Consider the following 23,685-nt stretch of genomic DNA (forward strand, 5'->3'; position numbering starts at 1 on the left):
AGAATGTACGATTTCAGGATCGAAAGCGACAGCAAGGCCGAGCTCTACCGGCAGCTCAACCAGGCCGCGGATTCGCTGACCGAAGGCGAGCCGGATGCGATCGCCAACATGTCCAACATCGCTGCCCTGTTGTGGGAAAGTCTGCCCGATCTCAATTGGGCCGGCTTCTACCGCAACGTCGACGGTGAACTGGTGCTCGGCCCCTTTCAGGGTCGCGCCGCCTGCATCCGCATTCCATTCGGCAAGGGGGTGTGCGGCGCGGCAGCGGCGACCCGTACGCCGCAGTGCGTCGAGGATGTCCACGCGTTCCCGGGCCACATCGCCTGCGATTCCGCCTCGGCGTCCGAATTGGTGGTGCCGATCGTTCACCATGGAGAGTTGATCGGAGTCCTCGATCTCGACAGTCCCCGTACGGCACGGTTCGATGCCGACGACGTCTCAGGTTGTGTCGAATTGGTACGGATATTGGCGCCGCGACTTGCCTCGGTAGAAATGAAGTCCGCAAAGCGTTAACAAAGCCCTAATGTCGGAGCCGTGTTGTCGCGGCAACGACTCGGCTTTTACGCACAGGGGACTCGCAGATGTCGAAGCTGAGGCTGGTTGTTGCGTTGGCGGCATCCGTCGCCATGGCGCCGATGGCAGCGGCGCAAACCGTCACCGATCCCGATCCCTATTCCGCGCCGCCGATGGCGATTGCCGGTTCGGCCGGTGCCGGTCCCGCCCGAGCGCCGGTGGCCATGCCGCAGGCGCCTTCGGCGCCCCGCGGCAGCCATTGGGGCGCACGCGCGCCTTCGGCGATGCCCCGTGCGGCCACGCCGGCGCCAGCCCCGGCAGGCCCGTCCTACGCGGCGCGTCCGCCTGCCGCCAGGCCGCCGATGCCCGTCCCGGCGCGCCCGGGCGGCCATTATGCCGGGCAGATGCCGGGCGCCCAGGTCCATGGGGGTCAAATGCGGGGCAGGTCGTTCCAGGGCGGTCAGTTTCACGGCGGGGGCTTCCACGGCGGTGCCGCGGGAGGCGCACGCTTCGGCCATTTCCAGCGCATCCACCGCGGCGGCTTCGTTCCGCAATTCTGGTGGGCGCCGCAATTCGTCGTTCGAAACTGGGGCGGTTACGGCTTTCCCCAGCCTTTCGCCGGCGGCCGCTGGATCCGCTATTATGACGACGCTCTGCTGATCGACCGCTACGGGCGGGTCTACGACGCGCGGTCCGATTGGAACTGGGAGCGCGAGGGCGATCGCTGGAGCCAGGACGACAACGGCGTGCCGGTCTATGTCGGCGACGGCGATTTCGAGCCGGGCAAATGGGATTATGAATGGGCCGAGCGCTGGGACCGCGGCGACGTCCGTGACGAGGAATATGTCGAACAGGGTTCGCCCCCGGCCGGGCGCGGCTTCGACGGGGCCTATGGTCACGGCGGCTACGGCTATGCCTCGGCTTACGGCTACGCCCCGTGCGCGTGCGGCCCTGTCGTCGTGACAGAAACCACCGTCACCACGCCGGCCGTGGTCGAGCAGGTCACCTATTATGATTATGTCGAGGAGCGCGTCGCCCGACCGGCCGCCAAGGTGCGCAGCAAGCGGGTGAAGGTGCAAAGGGTGCCGGTGACACCTTATGCCGGCGAAAAGGGGTGAATGCCGGCGAAAAGGGGTGAGATAGCGCTCGACGCGCTCTGATGTTCGGGCCGGTGCGCCCGACTCGGCGGCCGAGCCTCACCCGGATCGATCGAGCGCTTCGTCGGCTAGGCGCTCGGGCACGATCACGAGCGGGCAGGGCAGGGTACCGGCGACCGCACCGGAGAAATGCTCGACCAGGGGCCCGGGCCCGCTTTCGGCTGCGGCGCCCAGGATCAGCGCGGAAATGTCGGTCCGTTCCTTGAGCAGGTCCCCGATCGCCTTCACCGGCTCGCCCTGGCGCACCAGAATCGTCGGCTGGATCCCGGCTTCCTCGACGATCGCGCCGGCGGCTTCGAGCAGCATCGCCTCGGCGCGAAGCTTGGCTTCTTCCTCCATCGCCGCCTGGACGCCGCCCCATTGCACGAACTCGGCCGGGGGCACGATCGCCAGCACCTCGACGCTGGCGCCGGTGCGGGCCGCACGCCGCGCCGCGTAGCGCAGGGCGACCTTGCCCTCGTTGGTCTCGTCGATCACCACCAGATATGAGCGCATCTGCTTCGTCTCCCATGGGCGGGATGAATGCGCTCACGCACCCTCGAGCCCCCTGTTTTTGCGCGACATCGTGCGACGGAATTGCCGGGCGTTCAAGCGCCGCGCCTACGGCCCGGCCGTTCGATCGCCAAGGAACGGCCTTGACCGGACGCCTTCCGATGCTGTTTGGGCATGCGCGAGCCCAAGTCGATGCCCAGGAGTTCGGCGCACATGCCCATCGAACTGAAAATGCCCGCCCTCTCGCCCACCATGGAGGAGGGGACTCTTGCCAAGTGGCTGGTCAAGGAGGGCGACACCGTCGCCGCCGGCGACCTGCTCGCCGAAATCGAGACCGACAAGGCGACGATGGAATTCGAAGCCGTCGACGAGGGCACGATCGCCAAGATCCTGGTCGCCGAGGGCACCGACGAAGTGAAGGTCGGCACCGTGATCGCGCTGATTGCCGCCGAGGGCGAGGATGTCAGCGCCGCCTCCGCACCGACCGCGGCGGCCGAGCCGGTGGCGAAGGGCGGCGGCGAGACCGGCGCCGGCCAGCCCGCAACCCCGACTCCGGCGCCGGATGTGAAGGGCTATGGCGCGAACCCGGCCGAGGACAAGAAGATTGCCGCGGCAACCTCTCCCTCAACGGCGGGCGGCACCGTCGGCAGCGGCGACCGGGTCAAGGCGAGTCCGCTTGCCCGGCGCATCGCCGAGCAGAAGGGCATCGATCTCGCCGCCGTGAAGGGCACCGGCCCCGGCGGCCGAATCGTCAAGGTGGACATCGACGGCGCCCGTCCCGGCCAGGCCGCCCCTGCCCAGGCGACGGCACCAGCCGCTGCCGCCGGCGCGCCGCAGGCCCCGGCGCAGCCGGCCGCGCCCGCGACGATCCCCGACATTCCGCACGAAGCGGTCAAGCTGTCGAACATCCGCAAGACGATCGCGCGGCGGCTCACCGAATCGAAGCAGAACGTCCCGCACATCTATCTCACCGTCGATATCCAGCTCGACAAATTGCTCAAGCTCCGGTCCGAGCTCAACGCCGGGCTCGAGGGTCGCGGCGTGAAGCTGTCGGTCAACGACATGCTCATCAAGGCGCTGGCGGCGGCATTGATGGAGGTGCCGAGCTGCAACGTCATGTACACCGGCACCGAACTCGTCACCTTCAAGCGTGCCGACATTTCGGTGGCGGTGTCGACCCCGACCGGGCTGATCACGCCGATCGTCGCCCAGGCCGACACCAAGTCGCTGTCGGCGATCGCGACGGAGATCAAGGAACTTGCCGGCCGCGCCCGCGAAGGCAAGTTGAAGCCCGAGGAATATCAGGGCGGCACCGCCAGCCTCAGCAACATGGGCATGTACGGGATCAAGCAGTTCGAGGCCGTGATCAATCCGCCGCAGGGCATGATCATGGCGATCGGCGCCGGCGAGAAGCGCCCCTACGTGATCGACGACAGCCTCCAGATCGCGACCGTGATGAGCGCCACCGGCAGCTTCGACCACCGCGCGATCGACGGCGCCGACGGCGCCCAGCTGATGCAGGCGTTCAAGCGCCTGGTCGAAAACCCGCTGGGCATGCTGGCCTAAGATGGTGGGGGACTCTCCTCTAAGCCCCTCCCCCCTTTGTGGGGAAGGGGTTGGGGAGAGGGTGCGCTCGACTGCGCAGCAGACGAGCGCGCTTCGCAAGGCGAAGCAGATGCGGCGCAATCCGACCGACACCGAGCATCGACTATGGCAACTCGTTCGCGCGAAGAGATTGAGCGGATGGAAGGTTCGACGTCAGCAGCCGGTTGGCGCCTACATTGCCGATTCTCTCTGCGCGGCAGCGAAATTGATCGTCGAAGTTGATGGTGGGCAGCATGCCCGTGACGTCGATACGATGCGGGGCGCTTGGCTGCGGCGCCAAGGCTTCACCACTCTACGGTTCTGGAACAACGATATCTTCAACAATGAAGAGGGCGTGCTGACGTCGATCCTCTCGGCGCTCGAAGCGTCCGCCGCGGCATCGAGGCGCGACGGTCGCACCCTCTCCCCAGCCCTCTCCCGCAAGGGGAGAGGGGCTTTAGTGGAGCACTCTGATGGCTGACACTTACGATCTCATCGTCCTTGGTTCCGGGCCCGGCGGCTATGTCGCCGCGATCCGCGCGGCGCAGCTTGGGCTCAAGACCGCGATCGTCGAGCGGGAGAAGCTTGGCGGCATCTGCCTCAACTGGGGCTGTATCCCGACAAAGGCGCTGCTGCGCACCTCGGAAATCAACCATTATCTCACCCACGCTTCCGCTTACGGCCTCTCGGCCGAAAAGGTCAGCTTCGATCTCGCCAAGATCGTCGACCGCAGCCGCAAGGTCGCCGGCCAGCTCAATGCCGGCGTCAAGGGGCTGATGAAGAAGAACAAGATCACCGTCGTCGAAGGCGATGGGGCGCTCAAGGGCAAGGGCGTGCTGACCGTCACCAAGGACGGCAAGACCACCGAGCTCAACGCCAAGCACATCATCGTCGCCACCGGTGCGCGCGCCCGCGACCTGCCGTTCGCCAAGGCCGACGGCAAGCGGGTCTGGACCTATCGCCACGCCATGGTGCCGGCGGAGATGCCATCCAAGCTGCTGGTCATCGGATCGGGCGCGATCGGCGTCGAGTTCGCCAGTTTCTATTCGGACATGGGCGCCAAGGTGACGATCGTCGAGATGCTCGACCGCATCCTTCCGGTCGAGGACGAGGAGGTCTCCGCCTTCGTCCACAAGGCCCTGACCAAGCAGGGCATGACCCTTCACACCAGCTCCGGCGTCGAAAAGCTCGAAGTCACCGGCAGCGGCGTCAAGGCGACTCTGAAGGGCGGCGCCGTCGAGGAATTCTCGCACTGCATCGTCGCCATCGGCATCGTCCCCAACACCGAGAATATCGGCATCGAGGCGCTCGGCATCGAGACCAATCGGGGCCACATCGTCACCGACGGTTACGGCCGCACCAATGTCGAAGGCATCTACGCGATCGGCGACGTCACGGGGCCGCCCTGGCTTGCCCACAAAGCGAGCCATGAAGGCGTCGTCTGCGTCGAGGCGATCGCCGGCAAGAAGCCGCATCCGTTCGAGACCTGGAATATCCCGGGCTGCACCTATTCGCGGCCGCAGGTCGCCTCCGTCGGCCTGACCGAGGCCAAGGCCAAGGAAGTGGGCCACGAGGTCAAGGTCGGCAAATTCCCGTTCATCGGAAACGGCAAGGCGATTGCGCTCGGCGAAGCGGAAGGCTTCGTCAAGACGGTGTTCGATGCCAAGACCGGCGAATTGCTCGGTGCGCACATGGTCGGCGCCGAGGTCACCGAGCTGATCCAGGGCTATGTCGTGGCGCGCCAGCTCGAGACGACCGAGGAAGATCTGATGCACACCGTCTTCCCGCATCCGACGCTGAGCGAGATGATGCACGAGAGCGTGCTCGACGCCTACGGTCGCGCCATTCATTATTGATGCTGCGCTCCGCGCCCGCAGCGGGCGCGGAACGACCCTCCTCGGCTCTCGTTCGAGGATCGTCATCCGACGGAAGGCGAGGAGGGACGACGTGAAGGCATCTGGGTGGATTGCGCCGGCAGCGGCGTTGGCGCTCGCCGCGTGCGGCAGCGGCGACGAGCGAAGCGAGGCATCGGACGATCTCGCCACCGACAACATGGTCACCGGCGAAAATGTGGTGGACGATTCCGGCGCGGCGAACAGCCTCGACGTCAACGGAGCAACGCCGACCGCCTCGTGAGCGTCGGTTCGACCGATCCGCACCACGACCAAAGTCGCACAGACGGGCGCTTGAAGCGGGCCGGGGGGCATGCTCTACCTTCCGGCCATGAAATCATCGTCGCTGTTCGCCGCCACCCTGTTCGTCTCCACCATCAATTCCACCGCCGCCCCCGCCGCGCCGCTCGGCGAAACATATACGGTGATCGTCGGCGGACGGAATGTCGGCCATCTCGATGCGGTCAGCGAGGGCGCTACCACCCGCATCGTGTGGGACATCAAGAATAACGGACGGGGGCCGACGATCGCCGAGACGTTGAGCGTCGATGCCGCCGGTATCCCCGTCGCCTGGAAGGTCACCGGCGCGACCACGTTCGGCGGCAAGGTCGACGAGAGCTTCACCGCCCGCGGCAAGGCGGCACGCTGGACCGACAGCACGGGTTCCGGCAGCGGCGCCATTGCCGATCCGAGCCTCTACGTGCCCCAGAATGGCAGCCCCTGGGCGCTCGGCCTCTATGCCCGGGCGCTGCTTGCCGACGCCGACCGGCAGATGCCGGCGCTTCCCGGCGGCACGCTGCGGCTGGAGAAAGGGGAGACGCTTACGCTGCGCGGCGCTGGCGGTCCGGTCGAAGCGACGGCCTATGCGTTGAGCGGGATCAATCTCAATCCGGAGTATTTCCTGCTCGACGAGCAGGGCCGGCTGTTCGCCGCGATCGGCGGCCGCGGCGTGACGGTACGCAAGGGCTATGAGGGCGAGGATCAGCGGCTCCGCGACCTCGCCGAGCGCATGTCCGCCGCGCGCTACGCCGAGATCCAGAAATCCACCGCCCACGTCTATTCGGCACCGATCCGGATCCGCAACGTCCGGCTGTTCGACCCCAAGACCCTGGCGCTTACCGAACCCAGATCGGTGCTGGTCTGGCGCGACAGCATCGCGGCGGTGGAGCCGCTCGACAGCCCGGCGACACGCGGCGAGGTGACGATCGACGGCGCCGGCGGAACCCTGGTGGCGGGCATGACCGAGATGCACGGCCATGTCTCGGAAGACGATGCCGTGCTCAACCTCGCCGCCGGGATCACCACGATCCGCGACATGGGCAACGACAATGACGAACTGGAAGCGATCATCGATCGCATCGAGAGCGGCCGGTCGGCCGGATCGCGGATCGTACCCAGCGGCTTCATCGAAGGGCGCAGTCCGTTCAGCTCCAACAACGGCATCGTCGCCGAGAGCGAGGCGGAGGCGGTCGAGGCGGTGCGCTATTATGCCGCCCGGGGCTATTGGCAGATCAAGATCTACAACAGCATCGATCCCGCCTGGGTGCCGGCGATGGTCGCGGAAGCGCACCGGCTTGGCCTGCGGGTCTGCGGCCATGTCCCGGCCTTCTCGACCGCCGACGCGATGATGGAGGCGGGCTATGACGAACTCACCCATATCAACCAGTTCGTGCTCGGGTGGGTGCTGCAACCCGGCGAGGACACGCGCAACCTGCTTCGCCTGACCGCATTGCGGCGGCTGAAAGGACTCGATCTCGACGCGCCCAAGGTGCGCAAGACGATCGACCTGATCGTGTCGAAGAAGATCGCGATCGATCCCACCCTGGTGATCCACGAAGCCTTTACGCAGACCCGCAACGGCCAGGTGCCGCCGGGAATGGCGGACTATCTCGATCATCTGCCGGTGGCCGAGCAGCGCGGTGCCAAGCAGGCCTGGGTCGATCTTTCGGCCCCTGGCGACGACCAGGCCTATCGCGCCGCCTTCGACCAGATCGTCGCCACGCTCAGAATCCTCAACGACAAGGGTGTGATGATCGTCCCGGGTACCGACATGGGCGGCGCCTTCACCTATCACCGCGAGCTCGAACTCTACCAGAAGATCGGCATGACCCCGGCCCAGATCCTGAAGCGGGCCACCTTCGACACGGCCGCCTATCTCGGCCAGGACCAGAGGCGTGGATCGATCGAGAAGGGCAAGCTCGCCGATTTCTTCCTGATCGCCGGCGATCCCACCCGCGATCTCAAGGCGATCAAGTCGATTGCGATGGTGGTGAAGAACGGCACCGTCTACTTCCCGACCGAGATCTACCAGCGCTTCGGCATCGCGCCGTTCGCGGAGCCGCCGAAGGTCACCGTCGCGGCCTCGCCGAGCGCGCAGGCGCCCACCTCATGAGCCGCGATCTCGACTTCCAAGCTTCGAGCGCGCTTCCGCCGTTCGGAACGGCCGAGATGCCGCCGACGCCGCGCTCCTGGTGGCGGATCGTCGGACCTGGAATCGTTGCCGCCGGCGTCGGGCTCGCCTCGGGCGAGTTCATTCTCTACCCTTATATCGCGAGTCAGGTCGGCCTGGTGTTCATCTGGGCGGCGGCGGCGGGCCTCATCACCCAGTTCTTCATCAACATGGAAATCGAGCGCTACACGCTCGCCACCGGCGAGACCGTGCTCACCGGCTTCAGCCGCCTCGGCCGCCATTGGGGGCTGATCTTTGCTCTGCTCGCGATCCTGGCCAACCTCTGGCCCGGCTGGGCGACCGGAGCGGCGACCCTGATCACCTTTCTGGTCGGCGGCAACGTCAGCCTGATCGCGATCGCAATTCTCGTCCTTATCGGCCTGATCCTGACGCTGTCGCCGGTCGTCTATCGTGCCCTCGAGCGCACACAGATGCTCAAGGTCGCCGGAGTCTGTGCCCTGATCCTGCTCGCCATCCTGTTCGCGATCCCCGGCGATCTGTGGGGCAAGGCACCGGCGCTCGCCGCTGACGTCCGCATTCCTGCCGAAACGCTCGGCTGGCCGCTGCTGCTCGGCGCGCTGGCCTATGCCGGGGCAGGGGGCGGCCAGAATCTCTGCCAGTCCAACTGGATCCGCGACAAGGGCTTCGGGATGGGCATCCACGCGCCCAAGATCGTCAGCCCGCTGACCGGAGAGCCCGTCGCGGATGCCGGCACCGGCTGGCAGTTCGAACCGAATGCCGAGGCCATGGGCCGTTGGCGCGCCTGGTGGCGCTTCGCGAATCTGGAACAACTCGCCACCTTCGTAACGATCAGTTTCCTCACCATCCTGTTCACCTCGTTGCTCGCCTACGCGACCCTGTCGGGGCGGACCGACTTGCCGCGCGACATCAGCTTTCTCCAGATCGAGGCGGCGACCCTGTCGACGCTGGTGGGGCCATGGTTCGGAACCCTGTTTCTGGCGATCGGCGCCTTTTCGCTGTTCGCGGCGGCGCTCGGGATCGTCGATTACACCGCCCGGCTGACCGCGGACGTGCTGCGGACCAGCTACATGAAGCGGACCAGCGAAAGCGTCGTCTATGCCTGCATCGTCTGGGCGATCGTGCTGGTCGGGATCGCGATCATTGGAACCGGCCTTGATCAGCCGTTGATCCTGCTCGTCATCGCCGGCTGCGTCGCCGCCTTCATGATGTTCGTCTATTCCGCATTGCTGATCGTGCTCAACCGGCGCCTGCTTGCGCCGGAGATCCGCCCGGCCGCCTACCGGATCGGCTTCCTCGTCTGGGCGGTGGCCTTGTTCGGCACTCTGTCGGTGATCACCATCCTCGATCAGGCGAAGAAGCTGGTCGGGTGAAGTTTCGCGGCGGCTCGACAGGCTTGCCGCGTCATGGCTATCGATAGCGGTCCCTCTCTCCCGGAGCCGTCCCGCATGCGCCAAATCCCCTTCGCCGCTCTTCTGCTCGCCGCCGCGTCACCCGTCTCCGCCGAAACAATCGTGGTGACTGCCGATCGCATGGTCGACGTGCTGGCCGGGAAGGTTGTGGAGGAACCGGTGGTGGTGATCACCGACGGGCGCATCGCGTCGGTGGTGTCGCGCGGCGGCGCCAGGCCGAACATACCCGAAGGCGCCAAGCGGATCGATCTTCCGGGCAAGACGCTTCTGCCGGGGCTGATCGACATGCACGTCCACCTCGACTCCAATCCGCGTTTCGGCGGCTATACCGGTCTGCAATTCACCGACATGTTCTGGGTCGCCCAGGGCGTCCAAAATGCCCAGGACATGCTGCGCGCCGGCTTCACCACTGTTCGCAATGTCGGATCGGAACATTATTCCGATGTCGGCTACAAGCAGGCGATCGACGAGGGCCTCATGGTGGGGCCGCGCATCGTTCCGGCGGCGCACGCGCTGTCGGCGACCGGCGGCCATTGCGACCAAACCTATCTGCCGCCGTCGTTCAAGGCAAAGGGCGAGGCGGTCGGCGACGGTCCGCAGGAGCTGCGCGCCCGGGTTCGCGAGCAGCGCAAATATGGTGCCGAGGTGATCAAGGTCTGCGCCACGGGCGGAGTCTTCTCGCGCAATACCGAGCCCGGGCAGCAACAGCTCTCCGAGGACGAGCTTCGCGCCATTGCCGAAGAAGCGCATCAATGGGGCCTGAAGGTTGCCGCGCACGCCCATGGCGCAGCCGGCATCAAGGCGGCCATTCGCGCCGGCATCGACACGATCGAACATGCCAGCCTGATCGATGCCGAAGGCATTCGCCTTGCCAAGGAGCGCGGAGCTTATCTGTCGATGGACATCTTCAATACCGAATATACCCAGGCGGAGGGCGCCAAGAACGGCGTTCTCGAGGACAATCTGCGCAAGGACCGGGAAGTCGCTCAGATCCAACGCGACAATTTCCGAGCGGCGCACAAGGCCGGCGCGCGGATGATCTTTGGCTCCGACGCCGGCGTGATGCCGCATGGAACGGTTGGTGGCCAATTCCGCTGGATGGTCGAATATGGGATGAGCCCGATGGAGGCGATCCAGGCGGCCACTCGGACCGCGGCGCAGGCGCTCGGCCGCGACAAGGATGTCGGCGCGATCGCCGCCGGGCGCTATGGCGACATCATCGCGGTGAGCGGAGATCCGATCGCCAACATCCGTGAGCTCGAAGACGTCGATGTCGTGATCAAGGGCGGCGAGGTCGTCAAGAACGAGGGATGAGCCTCGATCCCGCGGCGGTGCGCGCGGCGTTCGCCGCCGCGGTCAACATGGATGCGGCCGAACTCGAAGAGTGGCTCGAGACTCCGGAGAGCCTCTCCGTCGGTCAGAAGAAGGACGGGGCGCTGGAAAGCGTCGGCCACGCCGCCGGCCGCCGCCTCGTCACCCTCCTGCGCAGCGATCCCGGGGCGCTCGACGAAGACGCGTATCGGCTGATGCGGAAGGCTGTCGGCTTCATCCGCCGGCACCGCGCCCAGGAACCCGCCAACATGGTGACCTCGCGCTGGCGTTACGCGCTGATGAACTGGGGCCACGATCCGCTCAAGTGAAGCGGCGGGCCGCCACGAACGACGGCCTTTTTTTCGCGTAACCCTTTTCCGCTGAAGTCATGGACTTGCGCGGGGCGCTGGTCAGAGCAGGGCCCGTCACTGCCGCAGGCGTCTTGCGTTTTTGGCTCACATGACGATCTAGGTCGCAACCGAAGGGAGCTGAAGCGAATGAAGGGTTATTGCGACAACATCGAAGACGTCACGGTTGCCAACGAAGATTTCCGCCGGGTGCTCTACACCGGCAAGAACCTGCAGCTGGTGCTGATGACCCTGAAGCCCGGCGAGGAGATCGGCGAGGAGGTCCACGAGGATCGAGACCAGTTCTTCCGGATCGAGGAAGGTGCCGGGACCATCTACATCGACGGCACCCCGAACAAGGTTGAGGACGATTTCGCCGTCATCGTACCCGCGGGTGCCCGTCACAACGTGGTCAACGACGGCACCGAACCGCTGCGTCTGTACACCCTGTATGGGCCGCCGGAGCATAAGGACGGCGTCGTTCATAAGACCAAGGAACAGGCCGACCGCGATCACGAGAATGACGAGTGGACCGGCGAGACGACCGAATAGTCGGTGGTCCGCATTTGCGGGCGTAGCAAGGCCGGATGGGCCTCGCCGAACATACGCTGGAGCTCCTGAAGCTGCACGCGCAGTTCGCCGATTTCCAGCGTCAGCTCGACAGTGTGCAGGCGCGTCTGTCTTCCCTCGATCAGCACCACGCAACGATCACCGGAGACATCGCCGACATCCGGGCTGATCTCACCGGCATCCGCAGTGACGTCGGACGAATCAAGCGGCGGCTCGACCTCGTCGAGGTTTGAGCCGCCGCTCCGTCCCCGGACGGCGAAACCGATTCCCGCTCAAGGGGTTGCAAAGATCGGCCGTTGACCCATTTGGGAGTCGCGGTTATAGGCCGCCTCGCCCGGGGCCGGTGGTGGTTCTTTCAGAAGACCCAGATGCCGCGTCGAGACGGGCGCAAGAGCTTGAACATTGCTGATGCGACGCAAGGGCCAGGGGGCCGATCGGCCGCCCTGTTTTTTGCGCTTTTCGCGCCTCAGTAAAGTAACTTTAAGGTGAAGGGCTTCATGCCGACGATCAATCAGCTGATCCGCAAGGGTCGCGAGCCGCAGAAGGCGAAATCCAAGGTTCCCGCGATGGAGCAGAACCCGCAGAAGCGGGGCGTCTGCACGCGCGTCTACACCACGACCCCGAAGAAGCCGAATTCGGCGCTGCGCAAGGTCGCCAAGGTTCGCCTGACGAACCAGCGCGAAGTGATCAGCTACATTCCCGGCGAGGGCCACAACCTTCAGGAGCACTCGGTGGTCCTGATCCGCGGCGGCCGCGTCCGCGACCTTCCGGGTGTCCGTTACCACGTCCTTCGCGGCGTGCTCGACACCCAGGGCGTCAAGGACCGTCGTCAGTCCCGTTCGAAGTACGGCGCCAAGCGTCCGAAGTAAGACCGTCCAGCTTCGTTTGGATGTCTGAAGTCAAGAAGGGTTTAAGAAATGTCCCGTCGTCGTCGCCCAGAAAAGCGCGAAATCCTGCCCGATCCGAAGTTCGGAGACGTGGTTCTCTCGAAGTTCATGAACTCCGTCATGCTGGACGGAAAGAAGTCGGTCGCAGAAGGCATTGTCTATGGTGCGCTCGACACCGTCGAGACCCGCGCCAAGCGCGATCCGATCGGTGTCTTCCATGATGCGCTCAACAACGTGAAGCCCGGCATCGAAGTCCGCAGCCGCCGCGTCGGCGGTGCGACCTATCAGGTCCCGGTCGAAGTCCGCACCGAGCGTGCGCAGGCGCTCGCGATCCGCTGGCTGATCGCCTCGGCCCGCTCGCGCAGCGAGAACACGATGGCCGCCCGCCTGTCCGGGGAGCTGCTCGATGCCGCCAACAATCGCGGCAATGCGGTCAAGAAGCGCGAGGACACGCACCGCATGGCGGAAGCCAATCGCGCCTTCTCGCATTATCGCTGGTAATCCCTATATCGTCGGAAGCGGAGCCCAGGCGCTCCCTTCCGACATTGGAGTTTAAGATCATGGCCCGCAGCCATCCGCTCGACCGCTATCGCAACATCGGCATCATGGCCCACATCGATGCCGGCAAGACGACGACGACCGAGCGTATCCTCTATTACACCGGCAAGTCCTACAAGATCGGCGAAGTCCATGAGGGCACCGCCACCATGGACTGGATGGAGCAGGAGCAGGAGCGCGGGATCACGATCACGTCGGCCGCGACGACCTGTTTCTGGAACGATCACCGGATCAACATCATCGACACCCCCGGGCACGTCGACTTCACCATCGAAGTCGAGCGTTCGCTGCGCGTGCTCGACGGTGCGGTTGCCTGCTTCGACGGCGTTGCCGGCGTCGAGCCGCAGTCCGAGACCGTCTGGCGCCAGGCCGAGAAGTACAAGGTCCCGCGGATGTGCTTCGTCAACAAGCTCGACCGCACCGGCGCGAGCTTCGAGCGCTGCGTCGACATGATCAAGGATCGACTCGGCGCCCGCCCGGCCGTCCTCTATCTCCCGATCGGCATCGAAGGCAGCTTCAAGGGTCTCGTCGACCTGGTTGAAAATCGCGCCATCGTGTGGCTCGAGGAATCGCTCGGCGCGAAGTTCGAATATCAGGACATTCCGGCCGACCTGGCGGATGCCGCCGCAACCGCACGCGCCGACCTCATCGAGATCGCGGTCGAGCAGGACGATGCCATCATGGAATCGTACCTCGAAGGCAACGAGCCGGATGCCGCGACGCTGAAGGCGCTGATCCGCAAGGGCACGCTCAACTTTTCGTTCGTCCCGGTCCTCTGCGGCTCGGCGTTCAAGAATAAGGGCGTCCAGCCGCTGCTCGACGCGGTCGTCGACTATCTGCCGTCTCCGCTCGACATTCCGCCGGTCGAAGGCATCAATCCGGACACGGAAGCGACCGACACCCGTCCGGCCGCCGACGATGCGCCGTTCTCGGCACTCGCCTTCAAGATCATGAACGATCCGTTCGTCGGCTCGCTCACCTTCGCCCGGATTTATTCGGGCAAGCTCGAGAAGAGCACCGTGCTCAACTCGGTGAAGGACAAGAAGGAAAAGATCGGCCGCATGCTGCTGATGCATGCCAACAGCCGCGAGGACATCGATGTGGCTTATGCCGGCGATATCGTTGCTCTCGCCGGTCTCAAGGAGACCACCACCGGGGACACGCTCTGCGCCTCGAACGCGCCGATCATCCTCGAGCGGATGGAATTCCCGGAGCCGGTTATCGAGCTGTCGGTGGAGCCGAAGACCAAGGCCGACCAGGAAAAGATGGGCATCGCGCTCAACCGCCTGGCTGCCGAGGATCCTTCGTTCCGCGTGTCGACCGATCACGAATCGGGCCAGACGATCATCAAGGGGATGGGCGAGCTCCACCTCGAGATCCTCGTCGATCGCATGAAGCGCGAGTTCAAGGTGGACGCCAATGTCGGCGCGCCGCAGGTCGCCTATCGCGAGTATCTCGCGAAGCCGGTCGAGCTCACCTACACCCACAAGAAGCAGTCGGGCGGCTCCGGCCAGTTCGGCGAAGTGAAGGTGAAGGTTTCGCCGGGCGAGCGTGGCTCGGGCTTCCAGTTCCTCGACGAGATCAAGGGCGGCAACATCCCGCGCGAATATATTCCGTCGGTGGAAAAGGGCATGCGTGAAACCGCCGAGAGCGGTTCGCTGATCGGCTTCCCGATCATCGATCTCACCGTGCAGCTGCTCGACGGCAAGTATCACGACGTCGACTCGTCGGCGCTGGCGTTCGAAATCACCGGTCGCGGTGCAATGCGCGAAGCGGCTCAGAAGGCCGGCATCAAGCTGCTCGAGCCGGTGATGAAGGTGGAAGTCGTCACCCCCGAGGATTATCTCGGCGACGTGATCGGCGACATCAACAGCCGTCGTGGTCAGATCCAGGGCACCGACACGCGGGGCAACGCCCAGGCGGTCGAGGCGCTGGTGCCGCTTGCGAATATGTTCGGCTACGTTAATGAGCTGCGGTCCTTCACCCAGGGCCGGGCGCAGTACACGATGCAGTTCTCGCATTACGACGAAGTCCCGGCGAACGTCGCGGAAGAGGTCAAGGCGAAGCTCGCTTGAGCTGCCTGAACGGTTGAAATTGGATAGAAACGAGGATTAGGCAAAATGGCGAAAGCTAAGTTCGAGCGGACGAAACCGCACTGCAACATCGGCACCATCGGTCACGTCGACCATGGCAAGACGTCGCTGACCGCGGCGATCACCAAGGTCCTCGCCGAGACCGGCGGCGCGACGTTCACCAGCTACGACAACATCGACAAGGCGCCGGAAGAGCGTGAGCGCGGCATCACCATCTCGACCGCGCACGTCGAGTACGAGACCGAGCAGCGTCACTATGCGCACGTCGATTGCCCGGGCCACGCCGACTATGTGAAGAACATGATCACCGGCGCCGCGCAGATGGACGGCGGCATCCTGGTGGTTTCGGCCGCCGACGGCCCGATGCCGCAGACCCGCGAGCACATCCTGCTCGCCCGTCAGGTCGGCGTTCCGGCGCTCGTCGTGTTCATGAACAAGGTCGACCAGGTCGACGACGAGGAGCTCCTCGAGCTCGTCGAGCTCGAGATTCGCGAGCTGCTCTCGTCCTACGACTTCCCGGGCGACGACATTCCGATCGTCAAGGGTTCGGCGCTCGCCGCCCTCGAGGACTCGGACCGCAAGATCGGTCACGATGCGATCCTGGAGCTGATGACTGCCGTCGACAGCTACATTCCGCAGCCTGAGCGTCCGCTCGACAAGCCGTTCCTGATGCCGATCGAAGACGTGTTCTCGATCTCCGGCCGCGGCACCGTCGTCACCGGCCGTGTCGAAACCGGCATCGTCAAGGTCGGCGAGGAAGTCGAGATCGTCGGCATCAAGGACACCCGCAAGACCGTCGTCACCGGCGTCGAAATGTTCCGCAAGCTGCTCGATCAGGGCCAGGCCGGCGACAACATCGGTGCGCTGATCCGCGGCGTTGGTCGTGAGGAAGTCGAGCGCGGCCAGGTTCTCTGCAAGCCGGGTTCGATCCGTCCGCACACCGACTTCCAGGCGGAAGTCTATGTCCTCTCGAAGGACGAAGGCGGTCGTCACACGCCGTTCTTCGCCAACTACCGTCCGCAATTCTACTTCCGCACGACCGACGTGACGGGCGAAGTGGTTCTGCCGGAAGGCACCGAGATGGTGATGCCGGGCGACAACGTGCAGATCGGCGTCAAGCTGATTGCCCCGATCGCGATGGACCAGGGCCTCCGCTTCGCGATCCGCGAAGGCGGCCGGACCGTCGGCGCAGGGGTTGTCGCCGAGATCACGAAGTAATATAGGGCTGCAGCCGCCCGGATCTCCGCGATTCGGGCGGCTCGCCTTTGAAGATTGGTTTGGCCGCACCGGGGCCGCGAGGCTCCGGTAAAGCCGTGTTTTGAATGCCTCCGCACGGAGGCTGGCTCTTTCGCATCGGTATGGACATGGAAACGCAGAATATCCGCATTCGCCTGAAGGCGTTCGATCATCGTGTGCTCGATCAGGCGACCGGCGACATTGCCGATACGGCCCGTCGCACCGGCGCTCTCATCCGCGGCCCCATTCCTCTCCCGACGCGCATCGAGAAGTTCACCGTCAACCGTTCGCCCCACGTCGACAAGAAGTCGCGCGAACAGTTCGAGGTGCGCACCTACAAGCGGCTGCTCGATATCGTCCAGCCGACTCCGCAGACGGTCGATGCGCTGATGAAGCTCGATCTCGCGGCAGGTGTTGATGTCGAGATCAAGTTGGCCTAAGGGGCTGACGCGGCGCCGAGAATCGGCGCCACGGGATTTAAGCCGCGCCGCCTGAGGCGGGCGCGGCGAGGGCCTCCTGAAGAGGTCCGCACAAAGTAACACTTTGTGGGAATTGGGATACCGCACGGCTCGCCGTGGTCTGCGTCCCCCGCATCCTCGTTTCGGCGGGGAATGGCCCAAGCGGGGCACGCATCTTTTTTGGGCTGGCACGCCCGCGGGAACGCTCCGTTTCCGCGGGCCTCTGTATAAGGAGTGTGGATCATGCGCACTGGCGTGATCGCTAAGAAAATGGGTATGACCCGACTGTTCCAGGAAGACGGCCGTCACGTGCCGGTTACCGTCCTGGCTCTCGACAATCTTCAGGTGGTGGCTCGCAAGGAAGCGGACAACGACGGCTACGTCGCCGTTCAGCTCGGAGCCGGCACTGCCAAGGCCAAGAACCTGTCCAAGCCGGAGCGCGGCCACTTCGGCAAGGCCGAAGTCGAGCCCAAGGCCCGCATTGCGGAATTCCGCGTTGCCGAGGATGCGCTGCTCGACGTGGGCGCGGAGATCTCGGCCGACCATTTCGCCATCGGCCAGTTGGTCGACATCCAGGGCGTGACCCAGGGTAAGGGCTTTGCCGGCGGTATGAAGCGTTGGGGCTTCGGCGGTCTTCGCGCCACCCACGGCGTTTCCGTGTCGCACCGTTCGCTCGGCTCGACCGGTCAGCGTCAGGATCCGGGCCGCGTCTTCAAGAACAAGAAGATGGCCGGCCACATGGGCGCGAAGAACCGCACCCAGCAGAACCTCGAAGTGGTCCGCACCGACGTCGAGCGCGGCCTGATCTTCGTCAAGGGTTCCGTGCCTGGACACAAAGGCGGCTGGCTGCTGGTCAAGGACGCCGTCAAGGTCGCCCGCCCGGCCGAAGCTCCGTATCCGGCCGGCATTCGCCAGGCCAACGTCACCACTGACGCTCCCGCCCCGGCGGAAGCGACCGAAGGCCAGGAAGGCTAAGCCATGAAGGTCACAGTTCAGACCCTCGATGCCCAGGGCAGCGGCGAGATCGAGCTCAACGATGCCGTGTTCGGCGTCGAGCCGCGCGCCGACATCCTGCACCGCGTCGTCACCTGGCAGCTCGAGAAGCGTCGCGGCACCGCCCGCGGAGCCCGCGAGCGTTCGGATGTCGCCCGCACCGGCAAGAAGTTCGGCCGCCAGAAGGGTGGCGGTACCGCCCGTCACGGCGATCGCCGCGCACCGATCTTCATCGGCGGCGGCAAGGCCCACGGTCCCCGCGTTCGCGATTTTAATCCGTCGCTGAACAAGAAGATCCGCGCGCTCGGCCTCAAGATGGCGCTCAGCAGCAAGGCTTCGGCCGGCCAGCTGATCGTTCTCGACAGCCTGGACGTTACCGAGGCGAAGACCAAGGCGGTTCGCGAGCAGCTCGCCAAGCTCAGCCTCGGCAAGACCGCTCTCGTGATCGACGGCGACGCGCTCAATGTCGGCTTCGCCCAGGCGTCGTCGAACCTGCGTCAGATCGACCTCCTTCCGGCGGTCGGTGCCAACGTGTACGACATTCTGAAGCATGAGACTCTGGTGCTGACCCGCGCCGCGGTCGAGAAGCTGGAGGCCCGTTTCAATGGCTAAGGCAAAGAACGGCCAGGTCGACATCAATCATTATGATGTCGTCCTCGCGCCCCACATCACCGAGAAGTCGACCCTGCTCAGCGAGCAGAATGCGGTCGTCTTCAAGGTCGCGAGCGAGGCCACCAAGCCGCAGATCAAGGCAGCGGTCGAGGCCCTGTTCAACGTCAGCGTCACCGGTGTGAATACGCTGACGCAGAAGGGCAAGACCAAGCGCTGGAAGGGCCGTCCCTACAAGCGCTCCGACGTCAAGAAGGCGATCGTGACTTTGGCCGAGGGCCAGACGATCGACGTCACCACCGGTATCTGAGGGCGCTCGAGCAATGGCACTCAAGACCTATAATCCGACGACCTCGTCGCAGCGCGGCCTGATCCTCGTCGACAAATCGGCGCTCTGGAAGGGCAAGCCGGTCAAGGCGCTTACCGAAGGCAAGCGCAAGACCGGCGGACGCAACAACAAGGGCCATGTGACCTCGCGCGGCATCGCCGGCGGTCACAAGCAGCGTTACCGCTACATCGACTTCAAGCGCCGCAAGTGGGACGTTCCCGCGACTGTCGAGCGTCTGGAATACGATCCCAACCGCACCGCGTTCATCGCGCTGGTGAAGTATGAGGATGGCGAGCAGGCCTACATCATCGCGCCGCAGCGCCTCGCCCCCGGCGACGTCGTCGTCGCCGGCCGCCGCACCGACGTGAAGCCGGGCAATGCGATGGAACTCGGCTCGATCCCGGTCGGCACCATCGTCCACAACGTGGAAATGAAGCCGGGCAAGGGTGCGCAGATCGCCCGCTCCGCCGGCACCTATGTCCAGGTGGTCGGTCGTGACCGCGGCATGGTCATCGTCAGGCTGAATTCGGGCGAGCAGCGTTATATCCACGCGAACTGCATGGCGACGATCGGTGCGGTGTCGAACCCCGACAACCAGAACCAGAACTTCGGCAAGGCCGGTCGCACCCGCTGGATGGGCCGTCGACCGCTGACCCGCGGTGTCGCCAAGAACCCGGTCGACCACCCGCACGGCGGTGGTGAAGGCCGGACCTCGGGCGGCCGTCACCCGGTTACCCCGTGGGGCAAGCCGACCAAGGGTGCCCGCACCCGCAACAACAAGGCGACGGACAAGATGATCATCCGTTCGCGCCATGCTAAGAAGAAGAGGTAACAATGGCCCGCTCCGTCTGGAAAGGTCCGTTCGTCGAGCTTTCTCTGCTGAAGAAGGCAGAGGCCGCGCAGGACGCCAACAGCCGTGCGCCGATCAAGACCTGGTCGCGCCGTTCGACGATCCTCCCGCAGTTCGTCGGCCTCACCTTCAACGTTTACAACGGCAAGAAATTCATTCCCGTCTCGGTGAATGAAGAGATGGTCGGGATGAAGCTCGGCGAGTTTGCGCCGACCCGCTACTTCCCGGGCCACGCGGCCGACAAGAAGGGCAAGAGGTAAGCCATGGGCAAGCAGGCATCCCCCCGCAAGGTCGCGGACAACGAGGCGCTCGCGGTCGGCACGACCATCCGCGGCTCCGCGCAGAAGCTGAACCTGGTTGCTGCGCTGATCCGCGGCCGCAAGGCCGAAGACGCGCTCAACATCCTGTCCTTCTCGCCCAAGGCGATGGCGGTCGAGGTTCGCAAGGTGCTCGCGTCGGCGATCGCCAATGCCGAGAACAACCACAATCTCGACGTCGACGCCCTCGTCGTCGCCGAGGCTTCGGTCGGCAAGAGCATCTCGATGAAGCGCTTCACGCCGCGCGCACGCGGTCGTTCGAGCCGGATCATCAAACCGTTCAGCCGCGTGCGCATCGTCGTCCGCGAGCAGCAGGAAGCGTAAACCATGGGTCAGAAAACCTCTCCGATCGGGCTTCGGCTCCAGATCAACCGGACCTGGGACAGCCGCTGGTACGCCGAGGGTGCGGACTATAGCCGGCTGCTCGTCGAGGATCTGAAGATCCGCAAGTTCATCATGAAGACGCTGCCGCAGGCGGCGATCTCCAAGGTGGTGATCGAACGTCCGGCCAAGCTTTGCCGCGTGTCCATCTATGCCGCGCGCCCGGGCGTGATCATCGGCAAGAAGGGCGCCGACATCGAGAAGCTGCGCAAGCAGCTCGGCGCGATGACCAAGAGCGACGTCAGCCTCAACATCGTCGAGATCCGCAAGCCGGAGATCGATTCGAAGCTCGTCGCCCAGGGCGTCGCCGACCAGCTCGAGCGTCGTATCGCGTTCCGCCGCGCCATGAAGCGCGCCGTGCAGTCCGCCCTTCGCCTCGGCGCGGAAGGCATCCGGATCACCTGCTCGGGCCGCCTCGGCGGCGCCGAGATCGCGCGTACCGAATGGTATCGCGAGGGCCGGGTTCCGCTGCACACGCTGCGCGCGAACGTCGACTATGCGGAAGCGACCGCCCACACGGCTTACGGCGTGTGCGGCATCAAGGTCTGGATCTTCAAGGGTGAGATCCTCGGCCATGATCCCATGGCCCAGGACCGGCTGATGATGGAGGCTCAAACCTCCGGCGTCCGCCCGGCCCGCTGAGTTTAGGAACGAGCAATGCTGCAACCGAAACGCACCAAGTTCCGCAAGGCCTTCAAGGGCCGGATCCATGGCGATGCCAAGGGCGGAACAGCGCTGAACTTCGGCGCCTATGGCCTCAAGGCCATGGAGCCGGAGCGGATCACCGCCCGCCAGATCGAAGCGGCCCGCCGCGCGATCACGCGTCACATTAAGCGCCAGGGTCGCCTCTGGATCCGCATCTTCCCGGACGTCCCCGTGTCGTCCAAGCCTGCCGAAGTCCGCATGGGCTCCGGTAAGGGAAGCCCGGAATTCTGGGTCGCTCGCGTCAAGCCCGGCCGTATCCTGTTCGAGCTGGACGGCGTTCCCGGCCCGCTCGCCAAGGTCGCTTTCGAGCGTGCCATGGAGAAGCTGCCGATCAAGACCAAGGTCGTCGCCCGCCTTGGCGAATCCCTGGTTGAGGAAGCCTGATCATGGCCGACGAACTCAAGACCCGTACCGACGACCAGCTCAACGAGCAGCTGGGCGAGCTGAAGCGCGAGCAGTTCAACTTGCGCTTCCAGGCCGCCACCAACCAGCTCGAAAAGCCGTCGCGGATTCGTGAAGTGCGCCGCACCATTGCGCGCATCAAGACGCTGCAGAGCGAGCGCAGCCGCGCCGCTCAGACCAAGGCCTAAGGAGTAGATAGAATGCCGAAGCGCGTTCTCACCGGCAGGATCGTGTCGGACAAGACCGACAAGACCGTGGTGGTCCTGGTCGAGCGGCGGGTGAAGCACCCGCTCTACGGCAAGATCATCAAGCTGTCGAAGAAGTACCATGCCCATGACGAGACCAATGCGTTTCGCGAGGGCGAGACCGTCCGCATCGAAGAGACGCGGCCGATTTCGAAGCTGAAGACCTGGCGGGTCCTCGATCGCGTGGACACCCATGCGACGCCCCAGAAGGCCGATGTCGCCTGAGGCTCCGGCCTTGCGTTGCAACTGATCGCCGGACTGGTTCCGGTTGAAGTGAAAGAAGGAATGGATCGATGATCCAGATGCAGTCGAACCTCGATGTCGCCGACAACTCTGGCGCCAAGCGCGTCCAGTGCATCAAGGTGCTCGGGGGCTCGAAGCGCCGGTTCGCCGGCGTTGGCGACGTCATTGTCGTCTCGGTTAAGGAAGCCGCGCCGCGCGGTCGCGTCAAGAAGGGCGACGTCCACAAGGCCGTCATCGTTCGCACCGCCAAGGACATCCATCGTGCCGACGGATCGACCATCCGGTTCGATTCCAACGCTGCGGTGCTCGTCAACAACAACCAGGAGCCGATCGGTACCCGTATCTTCGGCCCGGTGGTTCGTGAGCTGCGCGCGAAGAAGCACATGAAGATCATCAGCCTGGCGCCGGAGGTCCTGTAACATCATGGCTGCTGCAAAGATCAAGAAAGGCGACCGCGTCGTCGTCCTGTCCGGCAAGGACAAGGGCAAGACGGGCGAAGTCACCAAGGCGATGCCCAAGGACGGCAAGGTCGTCGTGTCGGGCGTCAACATCATCACGCGTCACCGCAAGCCCAGCCAGACCAACCCGCAGGGTGGCCTGGAGCGCAGCGAAGCGCCGCTTCACGTTTCCAAGGTCGCGATCGAGGACCCGAAGGACGGCAAGCCTAGCCGGGTCCGTTTCGAAATTCGCGACGGCAAGAAGGTCCGCGTTGCCGCTCGGTCCGGGGAGTTGATCAATGGCTGATGCCGAATACACCGCGCGTCTGAAGCGCGACTATGACGAGCGCATCGTCCCCGCGATGGTCGAGAAGTTCGGCTACAAGAACCGCCTCGAGGTGCCCAAGCTCGACAAGATCGTCCTCAACATGGGCGTCGGCGAGGCCACTCAGGACAAGAAGAAGGTCGAGACCGCAGCATCCGAGATGCAGCTGATCGCCGGTCAGAAGCCGGTCGTCACCAAGGCGAAGAAGTCGATCGCGCAGTTCAAGCTGCGTGAAGGCATGCCGATCGGCGTGAAGGTCACCCTTCGCCGGCAGCGCATGTACGAGTTTCTCGATCGCCTGATCACGATCGCTCTGCCGCGCGTCCGCGACTTTCGCGGCCTGAACGCCAAGTCGTTCGACGGCCGTGGCAATTATGCGATGGGCCTCAAGGAACAGCTGGTGTTCCCGGAGATCAACTATGACCGCATCGAGAAGGTGCGCGGCATGGACATCATCGTCACCACCACCGCGAAGACGGATGAAGAGGCGCGCGAGCTGCTGCGCCTGTTCAATTTCCCGTTCCCCCGCACCGAGGAAGATCAGCAGCAGGCGGCCTGAGCCCCTGTTGCCTGAAGCAAGAAAGGCGAGAACTTAAGTCATGGCGAAACTGAGTTCCATCAACAAGAACGAGCGTCGCAAGAAGCTGGTGAAGAAATATGCCGGCCAGTATGCGAAGCTGAAGGCAATTGCGGACGACGAGTCCCTCGATGAGACCGAGCGTCTGATCGCGCGCCTGAAGATGGCAGAGATCCCGCGCAACGCGAACCCGACCCGGGTCCGCAACCGTTGCCAGATCACCGGCCGTCCGCGTGCCAATTATCGCAAATTCGGGCTTTCGCGAATCATGATCCGGGAACTTGGCAACAAGGGCCTCATCCCCGGTCTCACGAAGTCGAGCTGGTAAGGTATAG

At 64.7% G+C, this 23,685-nt stretch carries 32 protein-coding genes; 31 read left to right on the plus strand and 1 reads right to left on the minus strand.

Translation table 11 applies throughout. The features are described 5' to 3' along the window. Window positions 1–3: 3 nt before the first annotated feature. The gene (locus ETR14_RS15065) at window positions 4–513 is read left to right on the plus strand and encodes a GAF domain-containing protein (RefSeq protein WP_129385852.1); all 510 of its coding nucleotides are present in this window, start codon (window positions 4–6) and stop codon (window positions 511–513) included. A gap of 68 nt (window positions 514–581) precedes the next feature. Further along, entirely contained in the window at window positions 582–1,631 is a 1,050-nt protein-coding gene (locus tag ETR14_RS15070) for an RcnB family protein (RefSeq protein ID WP_129385854.1), read from the plus strand. Between the two features lie 78 nt (window positions 1,632–1,709). On the opposite strand, the gene ETR14_RS15075 is transcribed toward ETR14_RS15070, so the two are convergent. Beyond that, on the minus strand, window positions 1,710–2,165 hold the full coding sequence (locus ETR14_RS15075; RefSeq protein ID WP_129385855.1) for a universal stress protein: 456 nt from the start codon (window positions 2,163–2,165) through the stop codon (window positions 1,710–1,712). A 210-nt stretch (window positions 2,166–2,375) separates the two neighbouring features. On the opposite strand from ETR14_RS15075, the gene ETR14_RS15080 reads away from it, so the two are divergent. From ETR14_RS15080 to rpsN, 29 genes are all read left to right on the plus strand, one after another. After that, window positions 2,376–3,728: a pyruvate dehydrogenase complex dihydrolipoamide acetyltransferase gene (locus ETR14_RS15080; RefSeq protein WP_129385857.1), complete on the plus strand. Its 1,353-nt coding sequence runs from the start codon at window positions 2,376–2,378 to the stop codon at window positions 3,726–3,728. Between the two features lie 109 nt (window positions 3,729–3,837). Continuing rightward, window positions 3,838–4,227: an endonuclease domain-containing protein gene (locus tag ETR14_RS15085; protein ID WP_243455529.1), complete on the plus strand. Its 390-nt coding sequence runs from the start codon at window positions 3,838–3,840 to the stop codon at window positions 4,225–4,227. Further along, a complete protein-coding gene (gene lpdA, locus ETR14_RS15090; RefSeq protein ID WP_129385861.1) occupies window positions 4,220–5,602 on the plus strand; it encodes a dihydrolipoyl dehydrogenase in 1,383 nt (460 codons plus the stop codon). Before ETR14_RS15085 ends, lpdA begins: the two co-directional genes overlap by 8 nt. Before the next feature lie 91 nt (window positions 5,603–5,693). Then, window positions 5,694–5,882, plus strand: coding sequence for a hypothetical protein (locus ETR14_RS15095; RefSeq protein WP_129385863.1), 189 nt, complete (start codon window positions 5,694–5,696; stop codon window positions 5,880–5,882). 87 nt (window positions 5,883–5,969) lie between these two features. Then, on the plus strand, window positions 5,970–8,030 hold the full coding sequence (locus ETR14_RS15100) for an amidohydrolase family protein (protein ID WP_129385865.1): 2,061 nt from the start codon (window positions 5,970–5,972) through the stop codon (window positions 8,028–8,030). Next, window positions 8,027–9,439 (plus strand): Nramp family divalent metal transporter, encoded by a 1,413-nt coding sequence (locus ETR14_RS15105; RefSeq protein WP_129385866.1) that lies wholly within the window; start codon window positions 8,027–8,029, stop codon window positions 9,437–9,439. Before ETR14_RS15100 ends, ETR14_RS15105 begins: the two co-directional genes overlap by 4 nt. Before the next feature lie 75 nt (window positions 9,440–9,514). Then, window positions 9,515–10,792, plus strand: coding sequence for an amidohydrolase family protein (locus ETR14_RS15110; RefSeq protein WP_129385868.1), 1,278 nt, complete (start codon window positions 9,515–9,517; stop codon window positions 10,790–10,792). Beyond that, a complete protein-coding gene (locus tag ETR14_RS15115; RefSeq protein WP_129385870.1) occupies window positions 10,789–11,118 on the plus strand; it encodes a DUF3140 domain-containing protein in 330 nt (109 codons plus the stop codon). Before ETR14_RS15110 ends, ETR14_RS15115 begins: the two co-directional genes overlap by 4 nt. A 168-nt stretch (window positions 11,119–11,286) precedes the next feature. Continuing rightward, the gene (locus ETR14_RS15120; RefSeq protein ID WP_129385872.1) at window positions 11,287–11,688 is read left to right on the plus strand and encodes a cupin domain-containing protein; all 402 of its coding nucleotides are present in this window, start codon (window positions 11,287–11,289) and stop codon (window positions 11,686–11,688) included. A 35-nt stretch (window positions 11,689–11,723) separates the two neighbouring features. Then, window positions 11,724–11,939 (plus strand): hypothetical protein, encoded by a 216-nt coding sequence (locus ETR14_RS15125; protein ID WP_129385874.1) that lies wholly within the window; start codon window positions 11,724–11,726, stop codon window positions 11,937–11,939. A 264-nt stretch (window positions 11,940–12,203) separates the two neighbouring features. Continuing rightward, a complete protein-coding gene (gene rpsL, locus ETR14_RS15130) occupies window positions 12,204–12,575 on the plus strand; it encodes a 30S ribosomal protein S12 (RefSeq protein WP_028969180.1) in 372 nt (123 codons plus the stop codon). A gap of 48 nt (window positions 12,576–12,623) precedes the next feature. Next, the gene (rpsG, locus tag ETR14_RS15135) at window positions 12,624–13,094 is read left to right on the plus strand and encodes a 30S ribosomal protein S7 (protein ID WP_129385876.1); all 471 of its coding nucleotides are present in this window, start codon (window positions 12,624–12,626) and stop codon (window positions 13,092–13,094) included. A gap of 59 nt (window positions 13,095–13,153) precedes the next feature. Further along, complete coding sequence (gene fusA / locus ETR14_RS15140) at window positions 13,154–15,226, plus strand: elongation factor G (RefSeq protein ID WP_129385878.1); 2,073 nt, start codon at window positions 13,154–13,156, stop codon at window positions 15,224–15,226. A 45-nt stretch (window positions 15,227–15,271) separates the two neighbouring features. Next, the gene (gene tuf, locus ETR14_RS15145) at window positions 15,272–16,462 is read left to right on the plus strand and encodes an elongation factor Tu (RefSeq protein WP_129385880.1); all 1,191 of its coding nucleotides are present in this window, start codon (window positions 15,272–15,274) and stop codon (window positions 16,460–16,462) included. 146 nt (window positions 16,463–16,608) lie between these two features. Next, complete coding sequence (gene rpsJ / locus ETR14_RS15150; protein WP_028969184.1) at window positions 16,609–16,920, plus strand: 30S ribosomal protein S10; 312 nt, start codon at window positions 16,609–16,611, stop codon at window positions 16,918–16,920. A 261-nt stretch (window positions 16,921–17,181) separates the two neighbouring features. Then, a complete protein-coding gene (rplC, locus tag ETR14_RS15155) occupies window positions 17,182–17,913 on the plus strand; it encodes a 50S ribosomal protein L3 (protein ID WP_129385882.1) in 732 nt (243 codons plus the stop codon). Window positions 17,914–17,916: 3 nt separating this feature from the next. Continuing rightward, the gene (rplD, locus tag ETR14_RS15160) at window positions 17,917–18,543 is read left to right on the plus strand and encodes a 50S ribosomal protein L4 (protein WP_129385884.1); all 627 of its coding nucleotides are present in this window, start codon (window positions 17,917–17,919) and stop codon (window positions 18,541–18,543) included. Further along, the gene (locus tag ETR14_RS15165; protein ID WP_129385886.1) at window positions 18,536–18,850 is read left to right on the plus strand and encodes a 50S ribosomal protein L23; all 315 of its coding nucleotides are present in this window, start codon (window positions 18,536–18,538) and stop codon (window positions 18,848–18,850) included. Before rplD ends, ETR14_RS15165 begins: the two co-directional genes overlap by 8 nt. A gap of 13 nt (window positions 18,851–18,863) precedes the next feature. Next, on the plus strand, window positions 18,864–19,700 hold the full coding sequence (gene rplB / locus ETR14_RS15170; RefSeq protein WP_129385888.1) for a 50S ribosomal protein L2: 837 nt from the start codon (window positions 18,864–18,866) through the stop codon (window positions 19,698–19,700). 2 nt (window positions 19,701–19,702) lie between these two features. After that, on the plus strand, window positions 19,703–19,978 hold the full coding sequence (gene rpsS, locus ETR14_RS15175) for a 30S ribosomal protein S19 (protein WP_106514989.1): 276 nt from the start codon (window positions 19,703–19,705) through the stop codon (window positions 19,976–19,978). A 3-nt stretch (window positions 19,979–19,981) separates the two neighbouring features. After that, the gene (gene rplV / locus ETR14_RS15180; RefSeq protein ID WP_106514990.1) at window positions 19,982–20,359 is read left to right on the plus strand and encodes a 50S ribosomal protein L22; all 378 of its coding nucleotides are present in this window, start codon (window positions 19,982–19,984) and stop codon (window positions 20,357–20,359) included. Window positions 20,360–20,362: 3 nt separating this feature from the next. Beyond that, complete coding sequence (gene rpsC, locus ETR14_RS15185; protein ID WP_106514991.1) at window positions 20,363–21,058, plus strand: 30S ribosomal protein S3; 696 nt, start codon at window positions 20,363–20,365, stop codon at window positions 21,056–21,058. 15 nt (window positions 21,059–21,073) lie between these two features. Then, window positions 21,074–21,505 (plus strand): 50S ribosomal protein L16, encoded by a 432-nt coding sequence (gene rplP / locus ETR14_RS15190; protein ID WP_106514992.1) that lies wholly within the window; start codon window positions 21,074–21,076, stop codon window positions 21,503–21,505. A 2-nt stretch (window positions 21,506–21,507) separates the two neighbouring features. Beyond that, window positions 21,508–21,711: a 50S ribosomal protein L29 gene (gene rpmC / locus ETR14_RS15195; RefSeq protein WP_129385889.1), complete on the plus strand. Its 204-nt coding sequence runs from the start codon at window positions 21,508–21,510 to the stop codon at window positions 21,709–21,711. A gap of 12 nt (window positions 21,712–21,723) precedes the next feature. Next, a complete protein-coding gene (gene rpsQ / locus ETR14_RS15200) occupies window positions 21,724–21,993 on the plus strand; it encodes a 30S ribosomal protein S17 (RefSeq protein WP_129385891.1) in 270 nt (89 codons plus the stop codon). A gap of 68 nt (window positions 21,994–22,061) precedes the next feature. Beyond that, window positions 22,062–22,430 (plus strand): 50S ribosomal protein L14, encoded by a 369-nt coding sequence (gene rplN, locus ETR14_RS15205; protein ID WP_106514995.1) that lies wholly within the window; start codon window positions 22,062–22,064, stop codon window positions 22,428–22,430. A gap of 4 nt (window positions 22,431–22,434) precedes the next feature. Then, a complete protein-coding gene (gene rplX / locus ETR14_RS15210) occupies window positions 22,435–22,755 on the plus strand; it encodes a 50S ribosomal protein L24 (RefSeq protein ID WP_129385893.1) in 321 nt (106 codons plus the stop codon). Then, window positions 22,748–23,332: a 50S ribosomal protein L5 gene (gene rplE / locus ETR14_RS15215; RefSeq protein WP_129385895.1), complete on the plus strand. Its 585-nt coding sequence runs from the start codon at window positions 22,748–22,750 to the stop codon at window positions 23,330–23,332. Before rplX ends, rplE begins: the two co-directional genes overlap by 8 nt. 40 nt (window positions 23,333–23,372) lie before the next feature. Next, a complete protein-coding gene (gene rpsN / locus ETR14_RS15220) occupies window positions 23,373–23,678 on the plus strand; it encodes a 30S ribosomal protein S14 (RefSeq protein WP_106514998.1) in 306 nt (101 codons plus the stop codon). Window positions 23,679–23,685: the final 7 nt, after the last annotated feature.

This window comes from Sphingosinicella sp. BN140058 (assembly GCF_004135585.1).
Lineage (GTDB): Bacteria > Pseudomonadota > Alphaproteobacteria > Sphingomonadales > Sphingomonadaceae > Allosphingosinicella.

Coding starts and splice junctions, on each gene's coding strand:
- ETR14_RS15065 (WP_129385852.1), top strand. CDS start 4: ATGTACGATTTCAGGATCGAAAGCGACAGCAAGGCCGAGCTCTACCGG.
- ETR14_RS15070 (WP_129385854.1), top strand. CDS start 582: ATGTCGAAGCTGAGGCTGGTTGTTGCGTTGGCGGCATCCGTCGCCATG.
- ETR14_RS15075 (WP_129385855.1), bottom strand. CDS start 2,165: ATGCGCTCATATCTGGTGGTGATCGACGAGACCAACGAGGGCAAGGTC.
- ETR14_RS15080 (WP_129385857.1), top strand. CDS start 2,376: ATGCCCATCGAACTGAAAATGCCCGCCCTCTCGCCCACCATGGAGGAG.
- ETR14_RS15085 (WP_243455529.1), top strand. CDS start 3,838: ATGCGGCGCAATCCGACCGACACCGAGCATCGACTATGGCAACTCGTT.
- lpdA (WP_129385861.1), top strand. CDS start 4,220: ATGGCTGACACTTACGATCTCATCGTCCTTGGTTCCGGGCCCGGCGGC.
- ETR14_RS15100 (WP_129385865.1), top strand. CDS start 5,970: ATGAAATCATCGTCGCTGTTCGCCGCCACCCTGTTCGTCTCCACCATC.
- ETR14_RS15105 (WP_129385866.1), top strand. CDS start 8,027: ATGAGCCGCGATCTCGACTTCCAAGCTTCGAGCGCGCTTCCGCCGTTC.
- ETR14_RS15110 (WP_129385868.1), top strand. CDS start 9,515: ATGCGCCAAATCCCCTTCGCCGCTCTTCTGCTCGCCGCCGCGTCACCC.
- ETR14_RS15115 (WP_129385870.1), top strand. CDS start 10,789: ATGAGCCTCGATCCCGCGGCGGTGCGCGCGGCGTTCGCCGCCGCGGTC.
- ETR14_RS15120 (WP_129385872.1), top strand. CDS start 11,287: ATGAAGGGTTATTGCGACAACATCGAAGACGTCACGGTTGCCAACGAA.
- ETR14_RS15125 (WP_129385874.1), top strand. CDS start 11,724: ATGGGCCTCGCCGAACATACGCTGGAGCTCCTGAAGCTGCACGCGCAG.
- rpsL (WP_028969180.1), top strand. CDS start 12,204: ATGCCGACGATCAATCAGCTGATCCGCAAGGGTCGCGAGCCGCAGAAG.
- rpsG (WP_129385876.1), top strand. CDS start 12,624: ATGTCCCGTCGTCGTCGCCCAGAAAAGCGCGAAATCCTGCCCGATCCG.
- fusA (WP_129385878.1), top strand. CDS start 13,154: ATGGCCCGCAGCCATCCGCTCGACCGCTATCGCAACATCGGCATCATG.
- tuf (WP_129385880.1), top strand. CDS start 15,272: ATGGCGAAAGCTAAGTTCGAGCGGACGAAACCGCACTGCAACATCGGC.
- rpsJ (WP_028969184.1), top strand. CDS start 16,609: ATGGAAACGCAGAATATCCGCATTCGCCTGAAGGCGTTCGATCATCGT.
- rplC (WP_129385882.1), top strand. CDS start 17,182: ATGCGCACTGGCGTGATCGCTAAGAAAATGGGTATGACCCGACTGTTC.
- rplD (WP_129385884.1), top strand. CDS start 17,917: ATGAAGGTCACAGTTCAGACCCTCGATGCCCAGGGCAGCGGCGAGATC.
- ETR14_RS15165 (WP_129385886.1), top strand. CDS start 18,536: ATGGCTAAGGCAAAGAACGGCCAGGTCGACATCAATCATTATGATGTC.
- rplB (WP_129385888.1), top strand. CDS start 18,864: ATGGCACTCAAGACCTATAATCCGACGACCTCGTCGCAGCGCGGCCTG.
- rpsS (WP_106514989.1), top strand. CDS start 19,703: ATGGCCCGCTCCGTCTGGAAAGGTCCGTTCGTCGAGCTTTCTCTGCTG.
- rplV (WP_106514990.1), top strand. CDS start 19,982: ATGGGCAAGCAGGCATCCCCCCGCAAGGTCGCGGACAACGAGGCGCTC.
- rpsC (WP_106514991.1), top strand. CDS start 20,363: ATGGGTCAGAAAACCTCTCCGATCGGGCTTCGGCTCCAGATCAACCGG.
- rplP (WP_106514992.1), top strand. CDS start 21,074: ATGCTGCAACCGAAACGCACCAAGTTCCGCAAGGCCTTCAAGGGCCGG.
- rpmC (WP_129385889.1), top strand. CDS start 21,508: ATGGCCGACGAACTCAAGACCCGTACCGACGACCAGCTCAACGAGCAG.
- rpsQ (WP_129385891.1), top strand. CDS start 21,724: ATGCCGAAGCGCGTTCTCACCGGCAGGATCGTGTCGGACAAGACCGAC.
- rplN (WP_106514995.1), top strand. CDS start 22,062: ATGATCCAGATGCAGTCGAACCTCGATGTCGCCGACAACTCTGGCGCC.
- rplX (WP_129385893.1), top strand. CDS start 22,435: ATGGCTGCTGCAAAGATCAAGAAAGGCGACCGCGTCGTCGTCCTGTCC.
- rplE (WP_129385895.1), top strand. CDS start 22,748: ATGGCTGATGCCGAATACACCGCGCGTCTGAAGCGCGACTATGACGAG.
- rpsN (WP_106514998.1), top strand. CDS start 23,373: ATGGCGAAACTGAGTTCCATCAACAAGAACGAGCGTCGCAAGAAGCTG.